This is a genomic window from Tistrella mobilis (assembly GCF_041468085.1).
Lineage (GTDB): Bacteria > Pseudomonadota > Alphaproteobacteria > Tistrellales > Tistrellaceae > Tistrella > Tistrella mobilis_A.
The window spans coordinates 261,840-284,823 of sequence record NZ_CP121015.1 but is presented as its reverse complement, the minus strand read 5'-3'; the positions used below and the strand labels follow the sequence as shown (position 1 = coordinate 284,823).

Sequence of the window (22,984 nt, the reverse complement as noted above, 5' to 3'; positions counted from 1 at the left end):
GGCGTCATGTCAGAACCAGAACCGGGCGGCACCGGAGGATGACCCGAGGAATCCACGTATTCCGATCAAAAAGGGTCCGAGGGGCGGACCACACGCCCCGGGACGTGACATGGAGGCTCGATGACGATGATCACCACCACCCGCCGCACGCTGCTGAAGGGCGGCCTTGCCGCCGGCGCGCTGCTCGCCGCCCCCGCCATCATCCGCAGGCGCGCACTCGCCGCCGAAGCGGTCACCATCCACGGCGTCAAGTCGCTGTCGGGCGCCTTTGCCAGCTATGGCAAATTCGCCGACATGGGCTCGAAGCTCGCCATCCAGGATTACGGCAACCTGCTGGGCGCGCCCGTCGCCTACAAGGCGATCGATACCGAAGGCAATGCCGGCAAGGCGGTGCGCAAGGTGCAGGAGGCCATCCAGCAGGAGGGCGCCCGCTTCTTCAACGGCTGCACGCTGTCGTCTTCGGCGCTCGCGGTCGGCAAAGAGGTCGACAAGGCGGGCGGCGTGTTCATGACGCCGGCCGGCGCCGACGAGCTGACCGGCACCGACTGCAATGCCGGCACCTTCCGCTGGTCGGTCCCCACCTTCGGCGCCATCGAGCAGACCGTCCGGCCGCTGATCGAGCGCATGCCGAACGCGAAGCGCTGGTACACCATCACGCCCCAATACGTCTTCGGCGAGGCGCTGCTGGCCAATGCGAAGCGCATCTTCGAAGAGAAGGGCATCGAGCATGTCGGCAACAGCTATCATTCGCTGCAGGAACAGGAATTCTCGGGCTATCTGACCAATGCCATGGGGGCGGCGCCCGATGTGCTGCTGATCCTGAATTTCGGCGGCCAGTCGTCCAATGCCCTGCGCCAGGCGGTGAATTTCGGCCTGAAGAGCCAGATGACCATCCTGCTCGCCTGGTCGGCCGGTCTCGACCAGTTCCAGGAGCTGGGCCCGGACGTGATCGAGGGCGTGTATCTGGGCGCCCAGTACTGGCACCAGGTCGACAGCCCGATGAACAAGAAGCTGGTCGCCCGGGTGCGCGAGGCCTATGGCATCACCGCCAACTATCCGCTGGCGGCGGACTATATCGGCACGAAGGTGATCCTGGACGCCATCGCCAAGGCCGGCTCCACCGACGGCGCCGCGGTCCGCGCTGCCCTTTCGGGCATGAGTTTCGACGGCCCCACCGGCTCTGAAACCGTGCGCGCCGCCGACCATCAGGTGATCAAGGATTATTACCTGCTGAAGGGCAAGGCCGCCGCCGCCAGGACCGACGAAGACGATCTGGCCGAGCTGATTTCGTCGGGCAAATCCTTCCCCGAGGGGGATAAGATCGCCTGCAAGATGGCCTGACCGGCAGGCCGCCCCTGCCGATACACACGTCGTCGGACCACTCTGACTGCACATGTCGGGCGCCGGTTTTCCCGGCGTCCGTACAACACGAATATCGTCATCCCGGCCTTCGCCCCCCGGGCGCCCAGGTCGACGATCCCGCCGTCTGCACATGCCCGGCACCATCATTTCACGTGGTTGTTCAAAATAGCCGCCGTCATCCCGGCGAAGGCCGGGATCCAGGCAGGCTTCCACAGAAATGGACGACGGGCATTTGCGAGAACGGGTATGTCGGCCGCCAGGCTACCCCGATCCGTGCGGATCGATCGACGCTCCTGGCGCGGAGACAAACCTGGATCCCGGCCTTCGCCGGGATGACGGCATAGATGTTGTACTGAGACTGGCGAGTGGTGCGCCGGACATATCGACATCCGGACACAGACCGTGCGTGCGCATCTCAAGGGTCCCCTCCCCCTCGACACCCAACCGAACGGCACCAGCTGTCGGAGACCGGTCACCCATGCTCAACGTCTACCTCTTCCAGATCCTGAACGGTCTGGGGTTGGGGATGATCTATTTCCTCACCTCCGTGGGGCTCACGATCATCTTCGGCCTGCTCAATTTCGTGAACTTCGCCCATGGCGCCTTCTTCCTGGTCGGCTCCTATCTCTGCTTCACGGTCGTGGCCGCCACCGGCAATTTCTGGGCGGCGCTGGTGGCCGGGCCGCTGATCGCGGGCGCTCTCGCCTGGGTCACCGAACGGGTGCTGGTGCGCCGGGTCTATCACCTGCCGCACACTTTCCAGATCCTGATCACGCTGGGCATCGCGCTGATCATCCAGGAAAGCGCGATCATGATCTGGGGTCCGGTCGGCAAGTCGGTGCCGCCGCCCGAGATGCTGAAGGGCGTGATCCGCTTCGGCAATTTCGCCTATCCGGAATACCGGCTGTTCATGATCGGCTTCGCGGCCCTGGTCGGCTTCGCCCTCTGGCTGCTGCTGGAGCGCACGACCTTCGGCGCCAAGGTGCGCGCGGGCAGCGAAAATCCGGAACAGGTGGCCCTGCTCGGCACCAATATCTACCGGCTGTTCTCGGCCACTTTCGCGCTGGGTGTGGCGCTGGCGGGGCTGGCCGGCGTGCTGTCGGCGCCCTTGCGCGGCGCCCATCCCTTCGTCGGCACCGAGGTGCTGGGCATCGCCTTCGTCACCGTGGTGATCGGCGGCATGGGGTCGTTCGGCGGTGCGTTGATCGGCGGGCTGCTGGTGGGGCTGGTGCAAAGCCTGATGACCAGCATCTGGCCCCAGGGTGCCAGCCTGATGATTTACGGCGCCATGGCCGCGGTCATCCTGCTGCGTCCCTATGGCCTGTTCGGAAGGGCGTGAGCCATGCAGACCAACAGCTCCCCCTCCTCCGCCACCCCCTCCTCCTCTCTCTTCGGCGGCATCACCCTGGCGGCCCTTGCAGCCCTCGTCGCCCTGCCGCTGATCCTGCCCTCGGCGACGCTTGCGACCGAGATCGTGATCTTCGCCATGGCGGCACTCGCCTGCAATCTGCTGCTCGGCTATACCGGCCTGCTTTCCTTCGGCCAGGCGATCTTCTTCGGCATCGGCGCCTATCTGTCGTCGCTGGTGATGATCCATCTGGGGGCCGGGCTGATCATCGCGCTGGTGGTGGCCGCCCTCGCCGGTGCCGCCGCCGCCGCCCTGGTCGGTGCGCTCGCGATCCGGCGGACCGGCATCTATTTCGTGATGCTGACGCTCGCCTTCACCCAGCTCGCCTATTTCATCGCCTATACCGCATCCGACTGGACCGGCGGCGATAACGGCCTGCTGGATGTGCCCCGGCCGCCGCTGGCGCTGGGTGGTCTGGTGATCGCCGATCTGGAGCCGGCGGTCTCGTACTACATCTTCGTCGCCACCCTGTTCCTGCTGCTGTTCGTGGCCGCCCGCCGGATCATCGGCTCGCCCTTCGGCAGCACGCTGGTCGCCATCCGCGAAAACCCCGACCGGGCGGCCGCGGTCGGCTACGACACCCGTCAGTTCAAGATCCTGGCCTTCACGCTCTCGGGCGCGATCACCGGCATCGCCGGCGCGCTCTACGCCATGCTCCTGCACTTCGCGCCGCTGTCGAACATCGAACTGCCGATGTCCGAGAACATCCTGATCATGACCATCATCGGCGGCACCGGCTCTCTGCTCGGCTCGCTTCTGGGCTCGACCGCGATCGTGCTGCTGGGCGACTGGCTGTCGGCCATCTGGCCGCGCTGGCTGATGCTGCTCGGCATCGCGCTCATCGGCGTGGTGATCTTCATGCGCGGCGGTCTGTGGGGCGGCATCGAGGGTGTGGTTGCAAAACTGCGCGAGCGGCGCGGAGGGCCAGAGGCATGAACACCGGATCCATGAGCAACGACCGGCAGACCGGCGACGTGATCCTGGAGACCTCGGGGCTGGAACTCGCCTACGGGGCCTTCAAGGCGGTGGACGGGGTCGATCTGAAGATCCGCCGCGGCACCATCCACACCATCATCGGCCCCAACGGCGCCGGCAAGACCACCACCTTCCACTGCCTGACGGGGGAACGGCGGCCCACCGCCGGCCGGATCCTGTTCGACGGCATCGATGTCACCCGCAAACCGTCGCAGGATCGGGTCGGGCTCGGCATGTCGCGTTCCTTCCAGATCACCAGCCTGTTCCAGACCCTGAGCGTGCGCGAGAATCTGCGCCTCGCCGCCCAGGGCCGCGACGGGGCGAAGGCGCTCGCCTTCTGGCGCCCGGTCGGCGCCCGGCCCGATCATCTGAGGGTCGCGGACGAGATCATCGACCGGCTGCAGCTGGGCGCCCGCGCCCATATTGCCGCGGGCGAACTCTCCCACGGCCAGCAGCGGGTGCTGGAGGTGGGCATGGCCATGGCCGCGCGGCCGAAACTGCTGCTGCTCGACGAGCCGACCTCGGGCATGGGCATCGACGACATTCCGGTGATGACGAAACTGATCGGCGAGCTTGGCCGCGACTACACGGTTATGCTGATCGAGCACAATATGGGCATCGTGATGTCGATCAGCGACACGATCACCGTGATGCATCAGGGCAAGGTGCTGGTCGAGGGCGACCCCGGAACCGTGCGCAACGATGCCCGGGTGCGCGCCGCTTATCTGGGGGAGGCGGGGGCATGCTGACGCTGGACCAGGTCCACGCCTATTACGGCAAAAGCCATGTTCTGGAAGGCGTGTCGCTGGAGGTGCGGCCGGGCGAACTGGTCACCCTGCTCGGCCGCAACGGTGCCGGCAAGACCACCACGCTCAAATCCATCGCCGGCATGGTGGAGACGAAAGGCACGATCAGCTTCGACGGCACCGCCATCGCCGGCCGCCCCTCGCACGACATCGCCCGCCGCGGCGTCGCGCTGGTGCAGGAACATCGCGGCATCTTCGGCATGCTCTCGGTCGAAGAGAATCTGAAGATCTCGGTGCGCAAGGGCAGCCGCTGGTCGCTCGACGACGTCTACGCCATGTTCCCGCGGCTGAAGGAACGGCGGCGCAATGGCGGCAAGGCGCTCTCGGGCGGCGAACAGCAGATGCTGGCCATCGCCCGCGCGCTGGTCAACGCCCCCCGCATCCTGCTGCTGGACGAGCCGACCGAGGGGCTGGCACCGGTGATCGTGGACGAAATCGTCCGCATCCTGGGCCGGATCCGCGAAAGCGGCGTGCCGGTGCTGCTGGTCGAACAGAACCTTGCGGTCTGCGAGAAGCTGGCCGACCGGCACTACGTCCTGGAACAGGGCCGCATCGTCTATGCCGGCAGCAATGCCGAGTTCCGCACCGACCGCAGCGTCCGCGACCGCTATCTGGCGCTCGACGCCTGACGCTGCCCCGACGGCCCTCGCCCGGAAATGTCAGGCGCCATCGTTCCGGATACACACACACCATCACCACCGTCATCCCGGCCTCCGCCGGGATGACGGTATGAATGTTGTGCGGAAGGGGCGGGTCCTGCGCCGGACATGGGCGGCGGGGCATCACAGATACGCATGCATCCCCCGGCACTCCACAAGGTGCCGACAGGAAACAATCTCGTAAGGACAGACGCCATGCCCGACACCCCCCTTTCGTCCACCCCCCTCTCCTCAACAGATCTGGGCGAACTCGGCGCGGGCGAACTGCTCGGCCTCTATGCCAGGAAGGCGGCCTCGCCGGTCGAGGCGACCGAGGCGGCGCTGGATCGCATCCGCCGTTTCGACGGCGCGGTCAACGCCTATGTCCTGGTCGATGAAGACAGCGCCCGCGCCGATGCGAAGGCGTCGGAAGCACGCTGGATGGCCGGCCGGCCGATCGGGCCGGTCGACGGCGTGCCGTCCTCGATCAAGGATCTGACCTTCACCCGCGGCTGGCCCACCCGCAAGGGATCCAGCACCATCGCCGCCGACGGCCCCTGGGAGGTGGATGCCCCCTTCACCGCCTTCATGCGGGGGGCGGGTGCCGTGCTGCTCGGCAAGACCACCACGCCGGAATTCGGCTGGAAGGGGGTCACCGACAGCGCGCTCACCGGCATCACCCGCAACCCCTGGAATGTAAATACCACGGCCGGTGGTTCCAGCGGTGGTGCCGGCGCCGCGGCGGCGCTCAATATGGGCGTGCTGCATCAGGGCTCGGATGCCGGCGGCTCGATCCGCATTCCCTGCGGCTTCACCGGCACCGCCGGCATCAAGCCGACCTTCGGCATCATCCCCCAATGGCCGGCCAGCGCCATGGGCACCACCTCGCATCTGGGGCCGATGGCCCGCACCATCGCCGATGTCGCGCTGATGATGACGGTGGTCGGCCAGGCGGATGATCGCGACTGGTATATGGGCGCGCCGATCTCCCGCGACTGGCGGCTGGGGCTGGATCAGGGCGTGCGCGGCCTGCGCATCGCCTTCAGCCCGACGCTGGGTTACGTGAATGTCCGCGAAGATGTGGCGCGCGAGGTCCGCAGGGCGGTCGACGTCCTGGCAGCACTCGGCGCGATCGTGGACGAGGTCGATCCCGGTTTCGAGGATCCGATCGACATCTTCAACGCCCACTGGTTCGCCGGCGCCGCCAAGATCCTGGCCAATACCCCGGCCGACCAGCGCGAGCTGATCGATCCGGGGCTGCGCCGGGTGGCGGAACTGGGTGCCGGCATCGACATCGTCGACTATATGCGCGCGGTCGACGCCCGGGTGGCGCTGGGCGAGCGCATGGCCGCCTTCCACCGCAGTTACGACCTGCTGGTCACCCCCAGCCTGCCGATCACCGCCTTCGAGGCCGGCCACGACGTGCCGCCGGGTTCGGGGCTGGAGCACTGGATGCAGTGGACGCCCTTCACCTACCCCTTCAACCTCACCCAGCAGCCGGCCGCCTCGGTCCAGTGCGGCTTCGGCGACGACGGGCTGCCGGTCGGCCTGCATATCGTGGGGCCCCGCTTCCGCGACGAGCTGGTGCTGCGCGCCGCCCGCGCCTATGAACTCACCTGCCCGCCGCGCTTCCCCACGGCGCCGGTGGTGCCGGGCTGACGGGCCGCGGACAAAAAAGAAAGGCCCGGCCGGGTGGCGCCACCCGGCCGGGCCTTTCGCGTTTCAGCTGCCGGTCTTCAGGCCCTGTGCATCGCGATCAGCTGTCGCGCCACGATGTCGTGGTCCAGCCACAGCACCGGCGCTTCGGGGGCGCTGGTGGCGCCGAAGATCAGCCGGCCGGTGGCGGCCACCACATGCTGGCTCAGCACGTCGCTGACCAGGGCCTTGCGGTCCTTGTGCAGGTTCACGATCTCCTGCGAGGTACCGACGGTCTGTTCCACCTGCTCGGCGCTGTTCGCCTTGGGCCAGGCGGTGAAATCGTAATAGGGCTGCATGGCCGGGTGGTGCTGGTAGTCGTGCACCATCTGCATCACGGTATCGACGCTCACCCCGTCCTGCAGCAGGGTCTCGCAATACTGCCACAGGTCGTCGACCCAGGCGCCGCCGCCCTCGTGGCGCAGCGCCGTCAGCAGCGGCAGCAGCGACAGCTCGATGCCGGCGAAAACATCCGAGGAATTGGTGCGGATCTCGGGGCAATTGTACACCACCGCCTTCACGCCCTGATCCCAGGCCGCCCGGGCCAGTCGCTCCAGCCGCATCTTGGCGTAGCCCTGGGTGTAGTTGGTATAGGTCTGCCAGCGATAGGCGCCGTCGATCAGCACCCGCGTGCCATGATAGCCATAGGCGGTGTAGCGCACCTGGCCGCCCTCTGCTTCGATGCGGGCGCGCAAGGGCCCGCTCAGTTCCAGCAGATGGCCGAAGCTGTTGGCGGTGACCTCGTCGAAATTCTGCAGGATCAGCTTGCCCAGATCGCTGTCGATCAGCGCCTGCGACGGCATATAGCGCGCGCCGCGGCCCTTATAGACCCGGTTGGCGATCGCCATGAAGGCCTTGGCCCGCGGAATGCCGCCGGCCATGGTATGGGCGAAGAACAGGTTGCAGCCGGCCGGGATCATCCCGTCCAGTTCGGCCATCACCCGGGCCGTGGCCTCGCGGAAGCGGGTGATGCCCGCCTCGCGGGCCCGCGCGATCCGGTCCTGGTCCAGCTTGAAGTCCTGCCAGTTTTCCAGGGTCATCTCGCCCAGCATGTCGGTGGGCGTGGGCTCCCCCGGGGCGGCGTCCATGTCGAAACCGGCCATCAGGGGCACGTTGATGATGCGCCCGCCCAGCCCGGCCTCGGCCGCGGCCAGTTCCTCGTCGGTCAGCGGCCGGAGCGGGCCGCCATTGTCGCGCCGGCCCATGGTCATGCCGATGATGGTCATGCCGGCCGCCTTCGCGGCCTCGACCAGGCCCGTGGCATAGCCGCGCCCGAACATCTCCCCGAACAGCACGAAGACATCGCCCTCGCCGAACAGGCTGTTCTCAGGGATCGATTTCAGCGGGATAGGGTGTTCCATCATCATATCCTGTCTGCCGGCGTCTGAGCGCCGAAAGCTTGCTGCCCCGGACGCAGGCGCCTGGGATGACAGGACGACGTCATTTTGATCCGGGCTCACATTCACGCTGCCTGCCCGTGTGAACACGCAGGCAGGGCCAACATTCAGCCCGGCGGAGAGAATGTCAAGCCACGCACCGATGGCGGCGGTGGTTGGGGGGGTTGCGGCGTGATCACATCAGGCTGAACACCACGGCCAGCACCCCCATCAGGATCAACCCGCCGATGAAGATCTGCCGGCGGCGCCTGGTCCGCAGGATGATCTCTCCCTGGCTGGTCTCATCGCCGGTATAGCTGGGGCCTGTCTTGTCCGGGTCGCCCGGTCCGTTGCCGGTCATGACAGCTCTCCTTGCCCGGATGGCGGCCGATCAATAGACCGCAAGGGCCAGCACCACGGCCACCGCCACCACCAGCAGCCCGATCCAGATCAGCCCGCGCCTGCGGCGGGGCGAGGCGGGGGGCGTCATACGGGCGGTCTCGGCCGACGGGGTCGGGGGCGTGTCGGTGCGCGGATCGGTCGCCATGCAGGCTGTCTCCTCGGTTACGGCTCACCAGAGAGAAACCGCGCAGACGGCCCCGGGTTCCGGGATCTTCCGGGATATGTGGTCAGACCGGCCCGATCCGCTCCAGCCTCTCGATCCGGGCAAGATCGGCTTCCAGGGCGTCGATCGCGGCCTCGCCGAGCGTGAACCCCGCCAGCCGGCGGAACTTGGCCCGCAGATCGGCCTCGGGCAGCGGGTTGTCGAAGCCGCCGATCGGGGTGTCGGATTGTGCCGAGACCACCCGGCCGTCGCGCAGGCCGATCTCCACCCGGGCCGCCCGCACCCCCGGCAGCAGCGCCGTCAGCGCCGGATCCTCGCGCACCGTCACCCGCGCCACCAGATCGACCAGGGCCGGATCATGGACCACGGCCTCGTTGTAGACCCCGACATCATTGCTGCCGTGCATCAGCTGTGCTGCCACGTTGAACGGGATCGAATGCTTCGCCGCATAGGCATTGGCCACCCGGCCGCCGCCCAGCCGGGTGGCCGGGTCATAGGTGTGGACGATCACCCGGTCGATCATCGCAGGCGTCAGCCCATGGGCCGTGCGCAGATCGCGCGCCGCCTCGATCGGGGCGTGGTTCCAGCGGCTGCAGGCATAGATCTTGAAATAGTTGCGGGTGAGGTAGAAATCGTCGATCCGCTCTTCTACCGCCATCTCGAACCGCTCGCCCAGGATCCGGCCGAACACGGTTTCCAGCGCCCCCGGCTCGCCGCAGAAACCGGCGCGGGCAAGCTTCGCCGCCAGCAGCCCGTTGTGATTGGTGAAGCCGGTGAAGAGGTTGCGCACCGAGGCGCCGGAATTGGCCGCCATCTGCGACGAGGCGATCGGCAGCCCCGCGGCCAGTTCGATGCTGCGCGCGGTGAGTGCCGCATCAAAGCCCAGCAGCCGTGCCGCCCCCACGGCGGTGCCGATGATGGTATGGGTTCCGAAGGGATGCACCGGCCCGCGCAGCCTCGTGGCCGCCCCCACCCGCACCGCGATCTCGTAGCCGGCCACCAGGGCTTCGAGCAGGGCGGCCCCGGATGCCCCCTCTTCCTCGGCCAGCGCCCAGAGCGCCGGAATGATGTGCACGCCCGGATGGTTGACGGCGAACTGGTTGCCCTCGTCCAGTTCCAGCGACACCCCGCCGGTGCCATTGACCAGCGCCGCCATATGCGCCGCCGCCCGGGTGCCGGTGCCGAACAGCGAGGCGCCGCCCGCGGCAAGCCCGGGGGCGATGGCGGCCAGATTGCGGATCTCGGGCAGGGCCGCCCCGCCCAGCATCACCCCCACCGTGTCGCGCAGGATCCGCTTCGCCTGGGCCACCACCTCGTCGGGCAGATCGTCCAGCCGCACCGACAGCGCCAGCCGGGCCAGCGCATGGGCGGTTTCAGAAGGGTCGGTCAGAACCGGTGCCGCCGGGGTCATGCGCCCGCCCCTGCGGCCACCAGGGCCGCGATCAGATCGGGTTTGGCGACCTGCGGCATCGGCCAGGTCCGCCGGCTCTGGGCCAGGCCCAGCCCCAGAAAGGCCTCGGCCAGCCGCAGCGACAGGCTGGCGGGCTCGATCAGCGGCACCGGCAGCGCCGCCGCCAGCCGCGCGGTCTCGGCCGCCGCCAGCGGCTGCCACAGCACCAGCACCTCGGCACCATCCTCGGTGATGGCGGCCCGCGCCGCGGCCAGAACTGCCGCCTCGCGGTCGCCCTCCTCCCCGATCTGCCGCACGCCCGTGCATTGCGCGGCCAGCCCGTATTCCTGCACCAGCTTTTTCGCCCGGGCATAGCCGCCGGTGGGGGCAAGCACGCCGAAGCAGGCCCCCAGCGTCAGGGCATAAAGCAGCGCACTCCGCCCGGCCCCCACCACCGGCACATCCAGCACCGAGCGGAGCGCATTCGCCCCGTAATCGCCGGGATCGGCGACACAGACCGCGGCATAGCCCTGCCGAGCGGCATCCTGGCCGGTCGCCAGCACCGCCAGATCGGCGAGCGTCCAGTCATGGGCGCTGATCAGCCAGGCCGGCAGACCGGGTGCCGTCAGCGCCACCACCTCCGCCTCGGCACTCTCGGGCGCGGGATGGTGGGCGGTGAAGATCATCAGAATCCGGGACATCCGGTCTCTCCCTGTCAAAGCCGCGTCGCCGCCGCACCCATCGCGGCCAGCGCCGCCTCGGCCGGGGCGGCAGGGTGGGGGTAGCTCGCCCGGCTGTGGGTAAGCTTCTGGCGGATGGCGATCTCGGCCAGCCGGTAGGTCAGCGGGCCGGGGTTGATCACCGGCACCGGCAGGCGTTCGGCCAGATAGGCATGGGCCTGATGCATGGTGGTGGAGCCCAGCACGATGACATCGGCGCCGTCCTCTTCCACGCAGCGCAGCGCCGCGGCATGAAGCGCCGGAAAGAACGCCTCTTCCTTGCCCGCCATCAGGCTCTGATTGTCGGGCTGAAGATCGGCCGAGCGCAGCGAGGCGCATTTCGCCCCCAGCCCCAGCTCCGCCAGCGTCTTGGTATAGAGGTGCCGCCAGCGATCCCACATGGCGAGGATGGAGAACCGGTCGCCCAGCATCAGCGCGGTCAGCATGGCATGGCGGCCGGCACCGATCACCGGAATGTCGAGCACCGAGCGCAGCGGCGCCATGCCGCCATCGCTGACGGTGTCGATGCAGACGGCGTCATAGCCCTCGGCCTGGGCGCGGATGCCCGCCTCCAGAATGCCCACATCCGACAGGACCGAATCCTGCTGGCTGACATAATTGACCGGCGCGATCCGGACCGGGCGGAAATCGAAATCCATCCCCGGCCCCAGCCGCACCGAGCGCAGCTGGGCGCGGCGCATCTCCAGATTGTCCGCATCCATCGGAAACGGCACGATCACCAGAACCCTGGCCATGATTTCGGCTCCCTGCATTTCAAGATGCCGCGGCGGCCGCGGTGCCGGCGAAACGGCCTGGCACAACCGCAGTCAGCAGTCCATTGCCACCCAAATAACCCCAGGATGCAGGGCCGGAGAGGCCCCGCGCCGCACCGCCCGCCGCGTAAAGCCCGGGCAGCGGCCGGCCCGCCCGGTCCAGCACCTGCGCCCGGGCATTGATGGCCAGCCCGCCCTGGGTGTGGAACAGCGCCCCCTTGACCCGCACCGCCCGGAAGGGCGGCTGCAAGGGCGGTGTGCCGTCGAAAACCCGGCCGAAACGGTCGGGGGTGCGGCCCCCGGTCGCTGCCTGCACCTCGGCCAGCGTTTCGGCCAGGGCGCCCACCGGCAGGCCGCAGGCCCGGGCGAGGTCGTCCACCGTGTCGCCCGTGGCCACCACGCCGCTCTCCAGCACGCGATGATAGTCGCGGAAGGTCAGCGCCGGTTCCTCGCAGCGCCGGTCGTAGATCGTCCAGGCCACCCCGCCCGGCTGCCCCGCCACGGCATGGGCCTGTTCGGAATAACCGCGCATCTCGTTGGAAAACCGCCGGCCGTCGGCCGCAACCTGAAACCCGCCGCGGATGATCAGCGCCCAGGTCAGCGGCAGATCGGGCCCGTCGGCGACGCAATGGCCCTGATAACCGCCCAGATCGACCATGGCGGCGCCCAGCATCTCGCCCCAGCGCAGGGCGTCGCCACGGCTGCCGTGATGGCCGCCATGAACGGCGCCCGCCATTTCGGGAATGTATCGGGCGACGGCCTCGGGATCCGCGCCATAGCCGCCGCTTGCCAGCACCAGCGCCCGGCAGCCCGTGTGATGCCGCCGCCCGGCATCGTCGCACCAGACCACCCCGGTCACCCGGCCGGCCGCATCCAGGCCCGGTGCCTCGACCGTGGCATGCGTGATCAGCCGCACGCCGGCCCGATCGGCCGCTGCCAGCAGATCGGCCATGAAGGCGGTGCCGGTGCGCCCGGGCGGCACGTGGTAGCGATGGCGCGAATGGCCGGGATAGAGGATGTCGTCCAGCAACTCGAAGGCGACACCATGGCGGTCCGCCAGCCAGTCCACCGCGGGGCCCGAGGCCCGGGTGATCGCCCGGGCCAGATCGACATCGGTCCGGCCCTTGGCCTTGGCCAGAATGTCGGCCAGGAACAGCTCTGCATCATCCTGGATGCCGGCCGCCCGCTGGAAGCGGGTGCCGGCGCCGGGCAGCATGCCGAGTGTGCGCGCGGTATTGCCGGCCGGCACCGCATCGCGTTCCAGCACCACCACCGGTGCCCCGGCATCGCGGGCGGCAAGGGCTGCGGTCAGGCCGGCGGCACCGGCCCCGACAACGACGACCGGATCGGCACCGGCGCCCACCGCGCTCACCAGCTCTCGCGGTCGGCGATCACCGGCCCGGCCAGACGAAAACGATCGATGAAGCGCCGGCCATCCGCCAGATGGCCGTGGCCGAAGACCAGGCTGCCGTCATCGGTCAGCGCCTCGACGAAACCGTCATAGCGCCGGCCGGCTTCGGCATCGGCCGCGGCCGCCGCCGCCAGATCCAGCCGCGCCCCCTCTGCCGTCACCGCCACGAATCCGTCGGCGACCAGCGGCGCGGCTGCCGCCACATCCCCCCGGCCGAGTGCCGCGGCCAGCGCCTCGGCAAGCTCCGCGGCCGGCGGCAGCGGCGGCCCCGGCACGCGCGACACCCCGCCGCGGGCATAGGAACTGGCGGCCACCTCGCGCAGGATGGTCACCACCCCATCCGGCGGCGCGGCCATCACCGACCGCACCACCCGGGTCATGCCCTTCAGCAGCCGGGCCTTGGTGGCGTCGTCATAGCCTTCGATAACGGTGGTCTCGACGACCGGCATGGGCCTGTCTCCCTGGTTTCTCTCCGGCAGGAACCGACGCGCGGGTTACGCCGCCGCCCCTTCATCCGGTTCTTCATAGCTCCGCCCCAGCGCCAGCATCTCGGGCGTGCCGATCAGGGCATTGAGGGCATTGAAGTCGAACATCCGGTCCTTGAACGGCTGGTTGGTGCCGTTGGCCTTCAGCGAGCGGTAATAGGCCTGGGCGGTATGGGCCAGGGCGCGGACGATACCGCCCGGGAAGATCACGATCCTGAACCCCAGCGCGCCCAGATCGTCGGCGCTGGCGAGCGGCGTGTCGCCGCCTTCGACCATGTTCACCAGCAAGGGCAGCCGGCCGCCCAGCGACCGGGTCACCGCCACCAGCTGTTCGCGCGAGCGCGGGGCCTCGACGAACAGCACGTCCGCGCCGGCTTCGGCATAGAGATGGGCGCGGTCGATGGCGCGCTCGAAGCCTTCCACCGCCACCGCATCGGTGCGGGCCACGATCAGGGTTTCGTCGCTCTGCCGCGCATCGACCGCGGCTTTCACCTTGCCCGCCATCTCGGCGGCGCCGATCAGGGTTTTGTCCTGAAGATGGCCGCAGCGCTTGGGCAGGGTCTGGTCTTCCAGCTGGATGGCGGTCGCGCCCGCGCGTTCGAACAGGCGCACGGTGCGCTGCACGTTCAGCGCATTGCCATAGCCGTTATCGGCATCCACGATCAGCGGCGTCGGCACGCGGTCGCGCACCAGGGTGACGACCTCGGCCACCTCGCTCATCGACACCAGCCCGATATCGGGCCGGCCGAGGCGGGTATAGGCGATCGCCGCACCCGACAGGTACAGCGCCTCGAACCCGGCGGCGGTTGCGATCGATGCGGTCAGCGCATCATAGACGCCGGGGGCGACCACGGGGGCGGCGGTCGTCAGTCTCTGTTTCAGGCTCATTTCACTGTTCCTCGCGCGCCGGCTCTTTGAGCAGCGCATCCAGATCCGCAAGATCGGCGGCCCGGTCCAGGCCGTCGACCGCCTCCCTGATGCGGGTGGCATGGGCCGCGCCCCAGACGGGCGTGGCCAGGTCCATGAATTTCGCGACCACCTCGTCGGGCCCGTAGGGGTCGACGGCATCGCCGCGATTGGTGAAGGTTTCACCCGTCAGCACCCGGCCGTCGGTCAGGCGGATGGTCACCCGCGCCGGGCGCCTGTCGGGCAGCATGGCGGTCATCGCCGGGTCCTCGTCCACCGTCACCCGCCCGGCCAGATCCAGGATCCGCGGATCGGCAAGCGCCGGCGCGCGGAAGGCCGGCACGCTCGCCGCCCCATGGGCCAGCATGGTTGCCACCGCAAACGGCACCGAGAACTTGGCCGCCAGCATGTTGTCGGGCCGGGCGCCGTCCAGCTGCGCCGCCCAGACATAGGTCACCACCTCCACCCCGGCGACGGCCTCGGGCGGGATCGGGCCATGCGCCTCGATCAGCCGCGCCACCACATCCAGGGCGGCATGGGTGAAGCGGCAGGCGGCATGGCGCTTGAAGTAGTTGCGGCGGATTTCCCAGCGCGTGCCCAGTTCCGCCACCATCTCGTCGGGCTGGAAGCCTTCGGCCAGCACGCCGCCATACACGCTGCGCACGCCGTCGGTCTCGCCGGTGAAGCCGGCACGGACAAGATCCCAGGCGGTCAGGCCGTTGCGCGCCGACAGGCCGGCATAGGCGTTGCGCACCGTTGCCCCCTCCAGCATCGTCCTGAGGCTGGAGCCCACCGACAGGCTGGACGAGACATTGATCGCCCCGATCACCTCTTCGACACCGGCACCGTCCAGCAGGGCGGCACCCACGGCCGCCCCCACCGTGCCCCAGGTGCCGTGGGGGTGCAGCGCGTTGCGCAGCCGGGCCGCGGCGCCGATCCGGGCGCCGGCCTCGTAGCCGAAAACGAAGGCGTGCAGGAAATCGGGGCCCGACACCCGGGCCAGCGGCCGCACCGCCAGCAGGGCCGGCAGCACATGAATGCCCGGATGGCCGCGGGCGAAGGAATTGCCCTCGTCCAGCTCCAGCATGGTGCCGGCGATGCCGTTGGCGAGTGCCGCATCATCGGCGCGCAGGGCAAGCCCCGCGCCCACGGCCGGCGCCGTGACCGTGCCGCCGCGGCGGGCCAGGCGGGCGGTCAGCGCCCGCATCTCGGGCTCCTGCATGCCGGCGGCGATGGCGCCCAGGCAGTCCAGCACCACCAGCCGCGCCTGGGCCGAGAGTTCGGCGTCGAAATCGCCGAAGCGGATGCCGGTCGCCGCCTCGGCGAAAGTCTTGAGCCAGGCCGGCCGCGGCTCGGCCAGCAGGACCGAGGCCGGCACGACATCAGGGGTGACGATGGCCATGGGGGGCTGCTCCTCAGAGGCCGAGATAGGCGCGGCGCAGTTCGGGATCGGCGGCAATCTCGGCCGCCGGCCCCGACATGGTCACCAGCCCGTTCTCGATGATGTAGGCACGGCTCGCGATCTCCAGCGACTGCACCACATTCTGCTCCACCAGCATGATCGGCATGCCGTCGGCGTTCAGCCGGCGGATCAGGGTGAACATTTCCTCGACCAGCAGCGGCGACAGGCCCAGCGACGGCTCGTCCAGGATCAGCAGCCGCGGCTCGGCCATCATGCCGCGGCCGATGGCGAGCATCTGCTGCTCGCCGCCCGACAGCGTGCCGGCCGCCTGGCTCCGGCGTTCGCGCAGCCGCGGGAAGGTCTCGTAGACCCGCTCCAGATTGCGCGCCCGGTTCTTCCGCGCCCGGCGGTAGCTGCCGAGTTCCAGGTTTTCCTGGATGTCCAGGTTCGGAAAGATCTTCCGGCCCTCGGGCACCTGGATCAGCCCGGCCGCGACGATCGCCGCCGCATCCACGCCATCCAGCCGCCGGCCCTCGAAGGTGATGCTGCCCGCGCGCGCCGGCAGCACGCCCGAGAGCACCTTGTTGATCGTGGTCTTGCCGACACCGTTCGACCCCAGCACCGCCACGATCTCGCCGGCGCCCACCGCCAGATCGATGCCGCGCAGCACTTCGACCCCGCCGTAACCGGCCTTCAGGCCGGCGACCTCCAGCACGTATTGCACCCCGGTCATGGCCGCGCCCCTTCCGCCTTCAGCCGCTCGGCCGCGCCCCGGCCCAGATAGGCCTCGATCACCTTCGGATCGACGCAGACCTCGCGCGGCGTGCCCTCTGCGATCATCTCGCCCTGGGCCAGCACATAGACCTCGTCGCACAGATTCATCACCGCCTGCATCACATGCTCGATCATCAGGATCGTGATGCCGCCATCGCGGATCGCGCGGATCACCGGCACGATGTCGCGGATCTCCGACGGGTTCAGCCCGGCCAGCACCTCGTCCAGCAGCAGCAGCCGCGGCTCTGTCGCCAATGCCCGGGCCAGTTCCAGCCGCTTGCGCCCGGCGACCGTCAGGCTCGATGCCGGCTTGTCCAGATCCTCGCCCAGACCCACCCGGCGGGCGACGGCCTCGGCCCTGGCATGGGCCTCGGCGGCCGCCGGATGCCGCAGATAGGCGCCGACGGCGATGTTCTCGCGCACATTCAGCCCGGCGAAGGGCTGGACGATCTGGAAGGTGCGGGCAATGCCAAGCTTCGCACGTTCGTGCGCAGGACGCCCGGTGATGTCGCGCCCGTCCAGCACCACCCGGCCGGCGGTGGGGGTCAGGAAGCCGGCGATGATCGCGAACAGCGTGGTCTTGCCGGCGCCGTTCGGTCCGATCAGCCCGACGATCCGGCCGGGATCGACCTTCAGCGAAGCGCCGCCCACGGCGGTCAGCCCGCCGAAGCGCATGGTGATGTCATGAACCTCCAGCATCACGCGCCCTCCCCGCCACGTCCATTGCCCGGGCCGCGGCCGCCCGGCCGCAGCCTGCGCAGCAGCCCCAGCACGCCCCCCGGGGCAAAGGCGACCACCAGCACCAGCACCGCGCCATAAACCGCCAGATCGATGCCCGGCACCCGGCCGGTGAACATCTTGGTCGCCTCACCCAGCCCGTGCAGGGTGAAGGCACCGATGATCGGCCCCAGCACCAGCCCGCGGCCGCCGACCATGGGGGCGAGCAGGGCCTCGACCGAGATCCACAGCCCGTAGGCGATGTTGGCGTCGATATAGAGGAAATACTGCAGATAAAGGCAGCCCGCGGCCGCGGTCAGCGCGCCCGAGACCGTGATCGCCCGCAGCTTCACCGCCAGCACGTCGACGCCCAGCGCCCTCGCCGCTTCCTCGTTCTCGCGCACCGCCACCAGCTGCGCGCCGAAGCGGGAATTGGCGATCATCTGGCAGATCACCAGACCGGCCGCCACGAAGACCAGCGCCAGCCACAGAAAGGCGCCGCGGCTGCTGAACTGCATGTTCCAGAAGCCGACATCCAGCTTCAGCAGCAGGCCGGCCGCACCATTGGTGAAGCCCGAGGCATTGGCCAGAATGCGCAGCACCTCGGCGAAGGCCAGCGTCACCAGCGCGAAGTAAGAGCCGCGCAACCCGGCGCGGAAGGCCAGATAGCCGATCACCCGGCCGACCACGGCGCCGGCTGCCACACCCGCCGCCATCGCCGCCCAGGCATTCACGCCATAGCGGGTCTGGAGGATGGCCGAGGCATAGGCGCCGGTGCCGAAGAAGGCGGCATGACCGAAGGATGACTGCCCGCCGGTACCGCCCAGCAGGTTCCAGCCCTGCGCCACCAGGGTGATGATCAGCACGAAGACGACGAAGTTGAGGACGACGTTGGAGGTCACCACCAGCGGCAGGGCCGCCAGCACCACCAGGATCAGGGCGATGGGAAGATAGCCGCGTCGCATCACGCCCGTGCTCCGAACAGACCGGTGGGCCGGAACAGCAACACCAGGATGAAGATCAGGAAGATGCCGATCTGGCCCAGGCTTTCGCCCAGATACAGCCCGCACAGGCTTTCGACCACGCCGATGAACAGGCCGCCGATCAGCGCACCGGTGATCGAGCCCATGCCGCCCAGCACCACGATGGTGAAAGCGACCAGCACGAAGGCACCGCCGACACGCGGGTTGACATAGAAGGTCGGCATCAGCAGGCAGGCGGCGATGGCGAGCGTGGCGCAGCCCAGGCCGAAGGTGACGGCGAAGACATGGGCGACATTGATGCCCACCAGCCGCGCGCCCAGCTTCTCTTTCGCCACCGCGCGGATCGCCTTGCCGGTATCGGTGCGCGCCAGCAGCAGCCAGAGCAGCGCGCTCACCACCACAGCACCGGCAAAGCCGTAAAGCCGGGCCTGAGAGATCAGCAGCGGCCCGAGTTCGACCACCTGGAAGGAATAATCGGTGGACAGCGACCGGGTATCCGACTGGAAGACCGCGAGCAGCACGTTTTCGATCACGATCGACAGGCCCAGCGTCACCAGCAGGATATTGCCGTCGTCGCCATGAGCGGCCGGCCCGATGATGAAGCGCTGCACGCCGTAGCCGATGGCGAAGAACACCAGCGTCAGCGGCAGGATCGCAAGATAGGGATCCAGGCCGAAGGCGGTATAGACCAGCCAGACGGCGAACATCGCGCAGGTCAGCAGGGCGCCATGCGCAAAATTGATGATGTGCAAAACACCATACACCAGCGTCAGACCCAGCGCGATGAGCGCATAGACCGCACCGGTCAGAAGCCCGTTCAGCATGGCTTCCGCGACGATGGGAAGGGAGTACATCGTGCGATCCGTTTCGGCAAACGGGGACCGGGGCGGCGCGGGCGCGGGCCCGGCGCCGCCCGGTCGCCCGGATCAGCTCTCGACAGGGAAGATCGGCTTGGCGTCCGCGAAGCTCTCGGGATAGACCACCCGGATCTCGGATTTCTGCACCTGGGTCGACACCGGGGCCGCCCCCTGGTTCTGCCCGCCCTCGAACTTCGTCGGACCATAGGGCATCAGGTGATCCGAGAAGGTGGAGGATGCCAGCGCCTCGATGATCTTCGTGCGATCGGCGCTCGCCGCGCGCTCGATCGCATCGGCCAGCAGCATCATGCAGGAATAGTTGAGCGGCGTGTTGTAGTTCCACTGCTTGCCGGCATCCAGCACCCGCTTCTGCAGCGCGGCGTTCTTCGGGTTGCGCGGATCGTGCCAGTGGTTCACGTCCATGATGTTCTCGGCCGCTTCGGGGAATTCCTTCACGAAGCGCATGTTCGACGCCGCACCATTGACCACCGCATAGATGGCCTTGGGCCGCACGCGCTGCTGCTGCATGGTCCGCGCCAGAAGCACGGTTTCGCCGTAATAGGTGCTGGGGATCACCAGATCCGGACGCAGCGAGCGCAGCCGCAGCACGACATTGGAAAGATCGCGCGACGGCGTCGGCACCGCGATGGTCTCAAGGATCTCGAAGCCGTATTTGGGCAGCTCGGTCTGCATCAGCTTGGCCAGGCCCGAGCCGAACAGCCCGTCTTCATGCACCAGCGCCACGGTCTTGGCCGGGCGGCCGGCGGCGTTGTTGATCCGCACCAGATTTTCGATTGCGGTGCGGGTGCAGATGCCGAAACCGGGCGCGAAGCGGAAGGTATTGGTCAGGCCGCGGCTGATGATCTGGTCCGACACGCCGACATCGACGATATAGGGCAGATCGTAGCGTGCCGCCGCCTGGGTGGTGGCCAGACAGATCGGGCTCGCGAAGCCGCCGACGACGGCGGCCACGCCCTCGCTCTGCATCCGCTCCACTTCCTGCACGCCCACTTCAGGGTTCGATCGCGCATCGCCGAAGACCATTTCGATCTTCGCACCCCCCAGCGACCTGATGCCGCCCGAGGCGTTGATGTCGGCAATGGCGAGTTCCGCGCCGGTGCGGCCGAATTCGCCATCCATCGCCAGCGCGCCGGTCACCGGCTGCAGCACGCCGATCTTCACCGCCGGCGGCTGGGCGGCGCGCAGCACCGCCGGTGCCGCCATCACCGCCGCCGCGGCCATGCCGCCCTTCAGCGCGGTGCGGCGGCTGATCGTTTTGTCGAACAAGGTCATGATCGTGCCTCCTCTGCCGGCCGTCGTCCCACCGTCGGCCGCTGTCATTGTTCTTTGTCCCGGTCCGGGGTCTTGTCCCTGCCCCGGTGGGCATATCCTCGCGCTTCAGCGTGCCCCGCAGTCATTGTCGGGCCGTGCCCTCACCATGCCGTGCATACACCGCCTCCACCGTCATCCCGGCGAAGGCCGGGATCCAGGTTCATCTCCGCGCGAAGAGCGGCGAATATCCTGGCAATGGCCGGGATGCCGGCATGCATGGCGTAGCCCGGCATGACGGCCTTCACACGTGAACCTCGTTCATTCCCGCAGCTACCTACCTGGATCCCGGCCTCCGCCGGGATGACGGTACAGACGACAGGCGAATACGGGGCCGCGACGGCGACGGACATCCGGCGCGATGCAGCGCCGGGCATTCTGTACGGCGTCGTCTTCCTACGGCGTCTTCTTGCGCGGCGTGCTCCCCCGCCGCACCGTGCTCCGCCGCTGATGGGGTTCGGTCTCCGTGCGCGCCGCGGCCTGGCGGGTTCGCATGGCGCCCTTGCGGGCCGGCCCGACCGGTGTCCACGACCGGGCATCCCCCGGCCCGGTGCGCACCAGATCCATCCGGAAGGAATAGAGATCGGGCCGGTAGAAGGCGTGCAGATGTTCGATGCCCTCGCCGTCGACGCCCTGCACCACGCGGGTCATCGACAGCAGCGCCGCACCGATTTCCAGCCCCAGCGCCTCGGCGAGGTCGGGCCCGGCCAGGGCGGCACCGATGGTCTGGCTGGCGCGGTCGGCCACGATGCCGGAACGTTCCAGCAGTTCCAGCAGCGGCGTGGAAGCCATCTCGGCCTCGGAATAGGACACGCCGATCCGCTCGGGCACATGGGTGATCAGATACGAAAACGGCGTGCCGTCGATCAGGCGCAGACGCACCGCGCGCTGCACCCGCTCTCCCGCCGCCAGGCCCAGCGCCTCGGCTACCGCCGGCGGCGGCGTCACATAGCCGAAGGACAGCAGCCGGACCTCGGTCCGCCGGCCCATCTCGACCAGATGCGTCAGCAGGTTGGAAAAATCGGCGGTCACCGGCGCCTCGGTCCGCCGCCCCGCCACGAAGGTGCCCGATCCGGGCCGCCGCTCGATCAGCCCTTCGCCGGCCAGCTTGTCGAGCGCCCGGCGCACGGTCACCCGTGACACGCCATGCTGTTCGGCCAGCATCGGCTCGCTGGGCAGGCGGCTCTGCGGACGGTCCTCGCCGCTGATGATACGGTCACGCAGCAGCAGGTAGAGCCTGCGTGCCTTCAACGGCTCGACCCCCGCCATGCGGCCCCCTCTCCTGTCCCATCTGTGATACAGCTGCCTGTATTATTCGAACCGCCGGCCACGGCTTGTCAAGCCTGCTCGGCAAGGCGGCTCACAACACCCGCGCCAGATCGGGATGGACCAGCAGCGGCCGGCCGATCGCGACCAGATCGGCCAGGCCGCCCTGGAGGGCCGCCTCCACCTGCGCCCGGCCGCGGATGTTGCCGACGCCGATCACCGGCAGACCGGTGCGTTCACGGATCTCGCGGGCGAAGCCCAGCTGATAGCCGGGGCCGGTCTCCGGCGGCGGTGTCGGGGTCAACCCGCCGGACGAGACATGAACACCGTCGAGCCCCTGCCCCACCAGCCCGGCCAGCATCTCCGCCACCTCTGCGGCCGTCAGCCCGCCCGGGTCGTAATCCGCGGCCGAGACCCGGATGGTGACCGGCACCTCCGGCCCGGCCACGCTGCGCACGGCCGCCAGCACCTCGGCCAGCAGCCGCACGCGGCCCCCGGGGCCGCCGCCATAGCCGTCGTTGCGGTGGTTCGACAGGGGGGAGAGGAACTGGTGCAGCAGATAGCCATGGGCGGCATGCAGTTCGATGCCATCGAACCCCGCCGCCAGGGCGCGCTCTGCCGCGGTGGCGAAGGCTGCGACCACCCGGGCGATGTCATCGGCGGTCATCGCCTCCGGCATGCCGTCATCGGCCGTGTAGCGGATGGCCGATGGCGCAAGCAGCCGGCCGCCGCCCTGCGGCCGCGACTTCCGCCCGCCATGGCTCAGCTGCACCATCACCGGCACGCCCTCGGCCTTGACCGCGCCTGCGATCGCCGCCAGCGGCGGGACATGCGCCTCGGTGAAGATGCCGATATCGTCGGCCATCAGCCGGCCTTCCGCGGCGATGGCGGTCGATTCCAGGATCACCAGCCCCACCCCGCCCCGGGCGCGGCGGGCATAGTGATGCAGGTGATAGGCGGTGGCGAAACCTTCGGCCGTGCCCTGATACTGCTGCATCGGCGGCAGCACGATCCGGTTCTTCAGCCGAAGCGCGCCCAGCCTGACCGGCGTAAAGGCCAAACTCCCGTCCATCCGTCCTCCCGGGCCTGTCTGTCTGCGGTCAAGCCTACGACGCTTTACCCACGTATGACAAATCTTGTATTAGAT

The 22,984-nt window shown here is 68.9% G+C and carries 23 protein-coding genes; 6 read left to right on the top strand and 17 right to left on the bottom strand.

The window, feature by feature from the left end:
• The first annotated feature begins 120 nt into the window (after positions 1 to 120).
• The 6 genes from P7L68_RS04060 to P7L68_RS04035 all read left to right on the top strand — a co-directional run bounded on the left by P7L68_RS04060 (position 121) and on the right by P7L68_RS04035 (position 6,848).
• On the top strand, positions 121 to 1,341 hold the full coding sequence (locus tag P7L68_RS04060; protein WP_371999935.1) for an ABC transporter substrate-binding protein: 1,221 nt from the start codon (positions 121 to 123) through the stop codon (positions 1,339 to 1,341).
• 499 nt (positions 1,342 to 1,840) lie between these two features.
• Entirely contained in the window at positions 1,841 to 2,701 is an 861-nt protein-coding gene (locus P7L68_RS04055; RefSeq protein WP_371999934.1) for a branched-chain amino acid ABC transporter permease, read from the top strand.
• Positions 2,702 to 2,704: 3 nt separating this feature from the next.
• Positions 2,705 to 3,706 (top strand): branched-chain amino acid ABC transporter permease, encoded by a 1,002-nt coding sequence (locus P7L68_RS04050; RefSeq protein ID WP_371999932.1) that lies wholly within the window; start codon positions 2,705 to 2,707, stop codon positions 3,704 to 3,706.
• Complete coding sequence (locus tag P7L68_RS04045) at positions 3,703 to 4,494, top strand: ABC transporter ATP-binding protein (RefSeq protein ID WP_371999930.1); 792 nt, start codon at positions 3,703 to 3,705, stop codon at positions 4,492 to 4,494. Before P7L68_RS04050 ends, P7L68_RS04045 begins: the two co-directional genes overlap by 4 nt.
• A complete protein-coding gene (locus tag P7L68_RS04040) occupies positions 4,488 to 5,180 on the top strand; it encodes an ABC transporter ATP-binding protein (protein ID WP_371999928.1) in 693 nt (230 codons plus the stop codon). Before P7L68_RS04045 ends, P7L68_RS04040 begins: the two co-directional genes overlap by 7 nt.
• Before the next feature lie 225 nt (positions 5,181 to 5,405).
• Positions 5,406 to 6,848 (top strand): amidase, encoded by a 1,443-nt coding sequence (locus P7L68_RS04035; RefSeq protein ID WP_371999927.1) that lies wholly within the window; start codon positions 5,406 to 5,408, stop codon positions 6,846 to 6,848.
• Positions 6,849 to 6,925: 77 nt separating this feature from the next.
• On the opposite strand, the gene P7L68_RS04030 is transcribed toward P7L68_RS04035, so the two are convergent.
• The 17 genes from P7L68_RS04030 to P7L68_RS03950 form a co-directional block, all read right to left on the bottom strand.
• Positions 6,926 to 8,245, bottom strand: coding sequence for a hypothetical protein (locus P7L68_RS04030; protein WP_371999925.1), 1,320 nt, complete (start codon positions 8,243 to 8,245; stop codon positions 6,926 to 6,928).
• 211 nt (positions 8,246 to 8,456) lie between these two features.
• Positions 8,457 to 8,621, bottom strand: coding sequence for a hypothetical protein (locus P7L68_RS04025; RefSeq protein ID WP_371999923.1), 165 nt, complete (start codon positions 8,619 to 8,621; stop codon positions 8,457 to 8,459).
• Positions 8,622 to 8,651: 30 nt separating this feature from the next.
• Positions 8,652 to 8,807: a hypothetical protein gene (locus P7L68_RS04020; protein ID WP_371999922.1), complete on the bottom strand. Its 156-nt coding sequence runs from the start codon at positions 8,805 to 8,807 to the stop codon at positions 8,652 to 8,654.
• A gap of 82 nt (positions 8,808 to 8,889) precedes the next feature.
• Entirely contained in the window at positions 8,890 to 10,236 is a 1,347-nt protein-coding gene (locus P7L68_RS04015) for an MmgE/PrpD family protein (protein ID WP_371999921.1), read from the bottom strand.
• A complete protein-coding gene (locus P7L68_RS04010) occupies positions 10,233 to 10,916 on the bottom strand; it encodes an aspartate/glutamate racemase family protein (RefSeq protein ID WP_371999919.1) in 684 nt (227 codons plus the stop codon). The genes P7L68_RS04015 and P7L68_RS04010 overlap by 4 nt, the downstream gene beginning before the upstream one ends.
• 14 nt (positions 10,917 to 10,930) lie before the next feature.
• Positions 10,931 to 11,689, bottom strand: coding sequence for an aspartate/glutamate racemase family protein (locus tag P7L68_RS04005; RefSeq protein WP_371999918.1), 759 nt, complete (start codon positions 11,687 to 11,689; stop codon positions 10,931 to 10,933).
• Positions 11,690 to 11,708: 19 nt separating this feature from the next.
• Complete coding sequence (locus tag P7L68_RS04000) at positions 11,709 to 13,079, bottom strand: FAD-dependent oxidoreductase (protein ID WP_371999917.1); 1,371 nt, start codon at positions 13,077 to 13,079, stop codon at positions 11,709 to 11,711.
• On the bottom strand, positions 13,076 to 13,567 hold the full coding sequence (locus tag P7L68_RS03995; RefSeq protein ID WP_371999915.1) for a 4-oxalocrotonate tautomerase family protein: 492 nt from the start codon (positions 13,565 to 13,567) through the stop codon (positions 13,076 to 13,078). The genes P7L68_RS04000 and P7L68_RS03995 overlap by 4 nt, the downstream gene beginning before the upstream one ends.
• Before the next feature lie 45 nt (positions 13,568 to 13,612).
• The gene (locus P7L68_RS03990; RefSeq protein WP_371999913.1) at positions 13,613 to 14,491 is read right to left on the bottom strand and encodes an oxaloacetate decarboxylase; all 879 of its coding nucleotides are present in this window, start codon (positions 14,489 to 14,491) and stop codon (positions 13,613 to 13,615) included.
• 1 nt (position 14,492) lies between these two features.
• Positions 14,493 to 15,911: an MmgE/PrpD family protein gene (locus P7L68_RS03985; protein WP_371999912.1), complete on the bottom strand. Its 1,419-nt coding sequence runs from the start codon at positions 15,909 to 15,911 to the stop codon at positions 14,493 to 14,495.
• A gap of 13 nt (positions 15,912 to 15,924) precedes the next feature.
• Entirely contained in the window at positions 15,925 to 16,626 is a 702-nt protein-coding gene (locus tag P7L68_RS03980) for an ABC transporter ATP-binding protein (protein WP_371999960.1), read from the bottom strand.
• 14 nt (positions 16,627 to 16,640) lie between these two features.
• Complete coding sequence (locus P7L68_RS03975; protein ID WP_371999911.1) at positions 16,641 to 17,384, bottom strand: ABC transporter ATP-binding protein; 744 nt, start codon at positions 17,382 to 17,384, stop codon at positions 16,641 to 16,643.
• Positions 17,384 to 18,367, bottom strand: a complete 984-nt coding sequence (locus P7L68_RS03970; RefSeq protein ID WP_371999910.1) for a branched-chain amino acid ABC transporter permease — start codon at positions 18,365 to 18,367, stop codon at positions 17,384 to 17,386. Before P7L68_RS03970 ends, P7L68_RS03975 begins: the two co-directional genes overlap by 1 nt.
• On the bottom strand, positions 18,367 to 19,239 hold the full coding sequence (locus tag P7L68_RS03965; RefSeq protein WP_062765764.1) for a branched-chain amino acid ABC transporter permease: 873 nt from the start codon (positions 19,237 to 19,239) through the stop codon (positions 18,367 to 18,369). Before P7L68_RS03965 ends, P7L68_RS03970 begins: the two co-directional genes overlap by 1 nt.
• Positions 19,240 to 19,311: 72 nt before the next feature.
• A complete protein-coding gene (locus P7L68_RS03960; RefSeq protein WP_371999908.1) occupies positions 19,312 to 20,535 on the bottom strand; it encodes an ABC transporter substrate-binding protein in 1,224 nt (407 codons plus the stop codon).
• A 432-nt stretch (positions 20,536 to 20,967) separates the two neighbouring features.
• Positions 20,968 to 21,840, bottom strand: coding sequence for a GntR family transcriptional regulator (locus P7L68_RS03955; RefSeq protein ID WP_371999907.1), 873 nt, complete (start codon positions 21,838 to 21,840; stop codon positions 20,968 to 20,970).
• 91 nt (positions 21,841 to 21,931) lie between these two features.
• Positions 21,932 to 22,909: an NADH:flavin oxidoreductase gene (locus tag P7L68_RS03950; protein ID WP_371999905.1), complete on the bottom strand. Its 978-nt coding sequence runs from the start codon at positions 22,907 to 22,909 to the stop codon at positions 21,932 to 21,934.
• Positions 22,910 to 22,984: the final 75 nt, after the last annotated feature.

What these genes read in the sequence shown, in the direction of transcription:
- P7L68_RS04060 (WP_371999935.1), top strand. Translation starts at nt 121, where the DNA reads ATGACGATGATCACCACCACCCGCCGCACGCTGCTGAAGGGCGGCCTT.
- P7L68_RS04055 (WP_371999934.1), top strand. Translation starts at nt 1,841, where the DNA reads ATGCTCAACGTCTACCTCTTCCAGATCCTGAACGGTCTGGGGTTGGGG.
- P7L68_RS04050 (WP_371999932.1), top strand. Translation starts at nt 2,705, where the DNA reads ATGCAGACCAACAGCTCCCCCTCCTCCGCCACCCCCTCCTCCTCTCTC.
- P7L68_RS04045 (WP_371999930.1), top strand. Translation starts at nt 3,703, where the DNA reads ATGAACACCGGATCCATGAGCAACGACCGGCAGACCGGCGACGTGATC.
- P7L68_RS04040 (WP_371999928.1), top strand. Translation starts at nt 4,488, where the DNA reads ATGCTGACGCTGGACCAGGTCCACGCCTATTACGGCAAAAGCCATGTT.
- P7L68_RS04035 (WP_371999927.1), top strand. Translation starts at nt 5,406, where the DNA reads ATGCCCGACACCCCCCTTTCGTCCACCCCCCTCTCCTCAACAGATCTG.
- P7L68_RS04030 (WP_371999925.1), bottom strand. Translation starts at nt 8,245, where the DNA reads ATGGAACACCCTATCCCGCTGAAATCGATCCCTGAGAACAGCCTGTTC.
- P7L68_RS04025 (WP_371999923.1), bottom strand. Translation starts at nt 8,621, where the DNA reads ATGACCGGCAACGGACCGGGCGACCCGGACAAGACAGGCCCCAGCTAT.
- P7L68_RS04020 (WP_371999922.1), bottom strand. Translation starts at nt 8,807, where the DNA reads ATGGCGACCGATCCGCGCACCGACACGCCCCCGACCCCGTCGGCCGAG.
- P7L68_RS04015 (WP_371999921.1), bottom strand. Translation starts at nt 10,236, where the DNA reads ATGACCCCGGCGGCACCGGTTCTGACCGACCCTTCTGAAACCGCCCAT.
- P7L68_RS04010 (WP_371999919.1), bottom strand. Translation starts at nt 10,916, where the DNA reads ATGTCCCGGATTCTGATGATCTTCACCGCCCACCATCCCGCGCCCGAG.
- P7L68_RS04005 (WP_371999918.1), bottom strand. Translation starts at nt 11,689, where the DNA reads ATGGCCAGGGTTCTGGTGATCGTGCCGTTTCCGATGGATGCGGACAAT.
- P7L68_RS03995 (WP_371999915.1), bottom strand. Translation starts at nt 13,567, where the DNA reads ATGCCGGTCGTCGAGACCACCGTTATCGAAGGCTATGACGACGCCACC.
- P7L68_RS03990 (WP_371999913.1), bottom strand. Translation starts at nt 14,491, where the DNA reads ATGAGCCTGAAACAGAGACTGACGACCGCCGCCCCCGTGGTCGCCCCC.
- P7L68_RS03985 (WP_371999912.1), bottom strand. Translation starts at nt 15,911, where the DNA reads ATGGCCATCGTCACCCCTGATGTCGTGCCGGCCTCGGTCCTGCTGGCC.
- P7L68_RS03975 (WP_371999911.1), bottom strand. Translation starts at nt 17,384, where the DNA reads ATGCTGGAGGTTCATGACATCACCATGCGCTTCGGCGGGCTGACCGCC.
- P7L68_RS03970 (WP_371999910.1), bottom strand. Translation starts at nt 18,367, where the DNA reads ATGCGACGCGGCTATCTTCCCATCGCCCTGATCCTGGTGGTGCTGGCG.
- P7L68_RS03965 (WP_062765764.1), bottom strand. Translation starts at nt 19,239, where the DNA reads ATGTACTCCCTTCCCATCGTCGCGGAAGCCATGCTGAACGGGCTTCTG.
- P7L68_RS03960 (WP_371999908.1), bottom strand. Translation starts at nt 20,535, where the DNA reads ATGACCTTGTTCGACAAAACGATCAGCCGCCGCACCGCGCTGAAGGGC.
- P7L68_RS03955 (WP_371999907.1), bottom strand. Translation starts at nt 21,840, where the DNA reads ATGGCGGGGGTCGAGCCGTTGAAGGCACGCAGGCTCTACCTGCTGCTG.
- P7L68_RS03950 (WP_371999905.1), bottom strand. Translation starts at nt 22,909, where the DNA reads ATGGACGGGAGTTTGGCCTTTACGCCGGTCAGGCTGGGCGCGCTTCGG.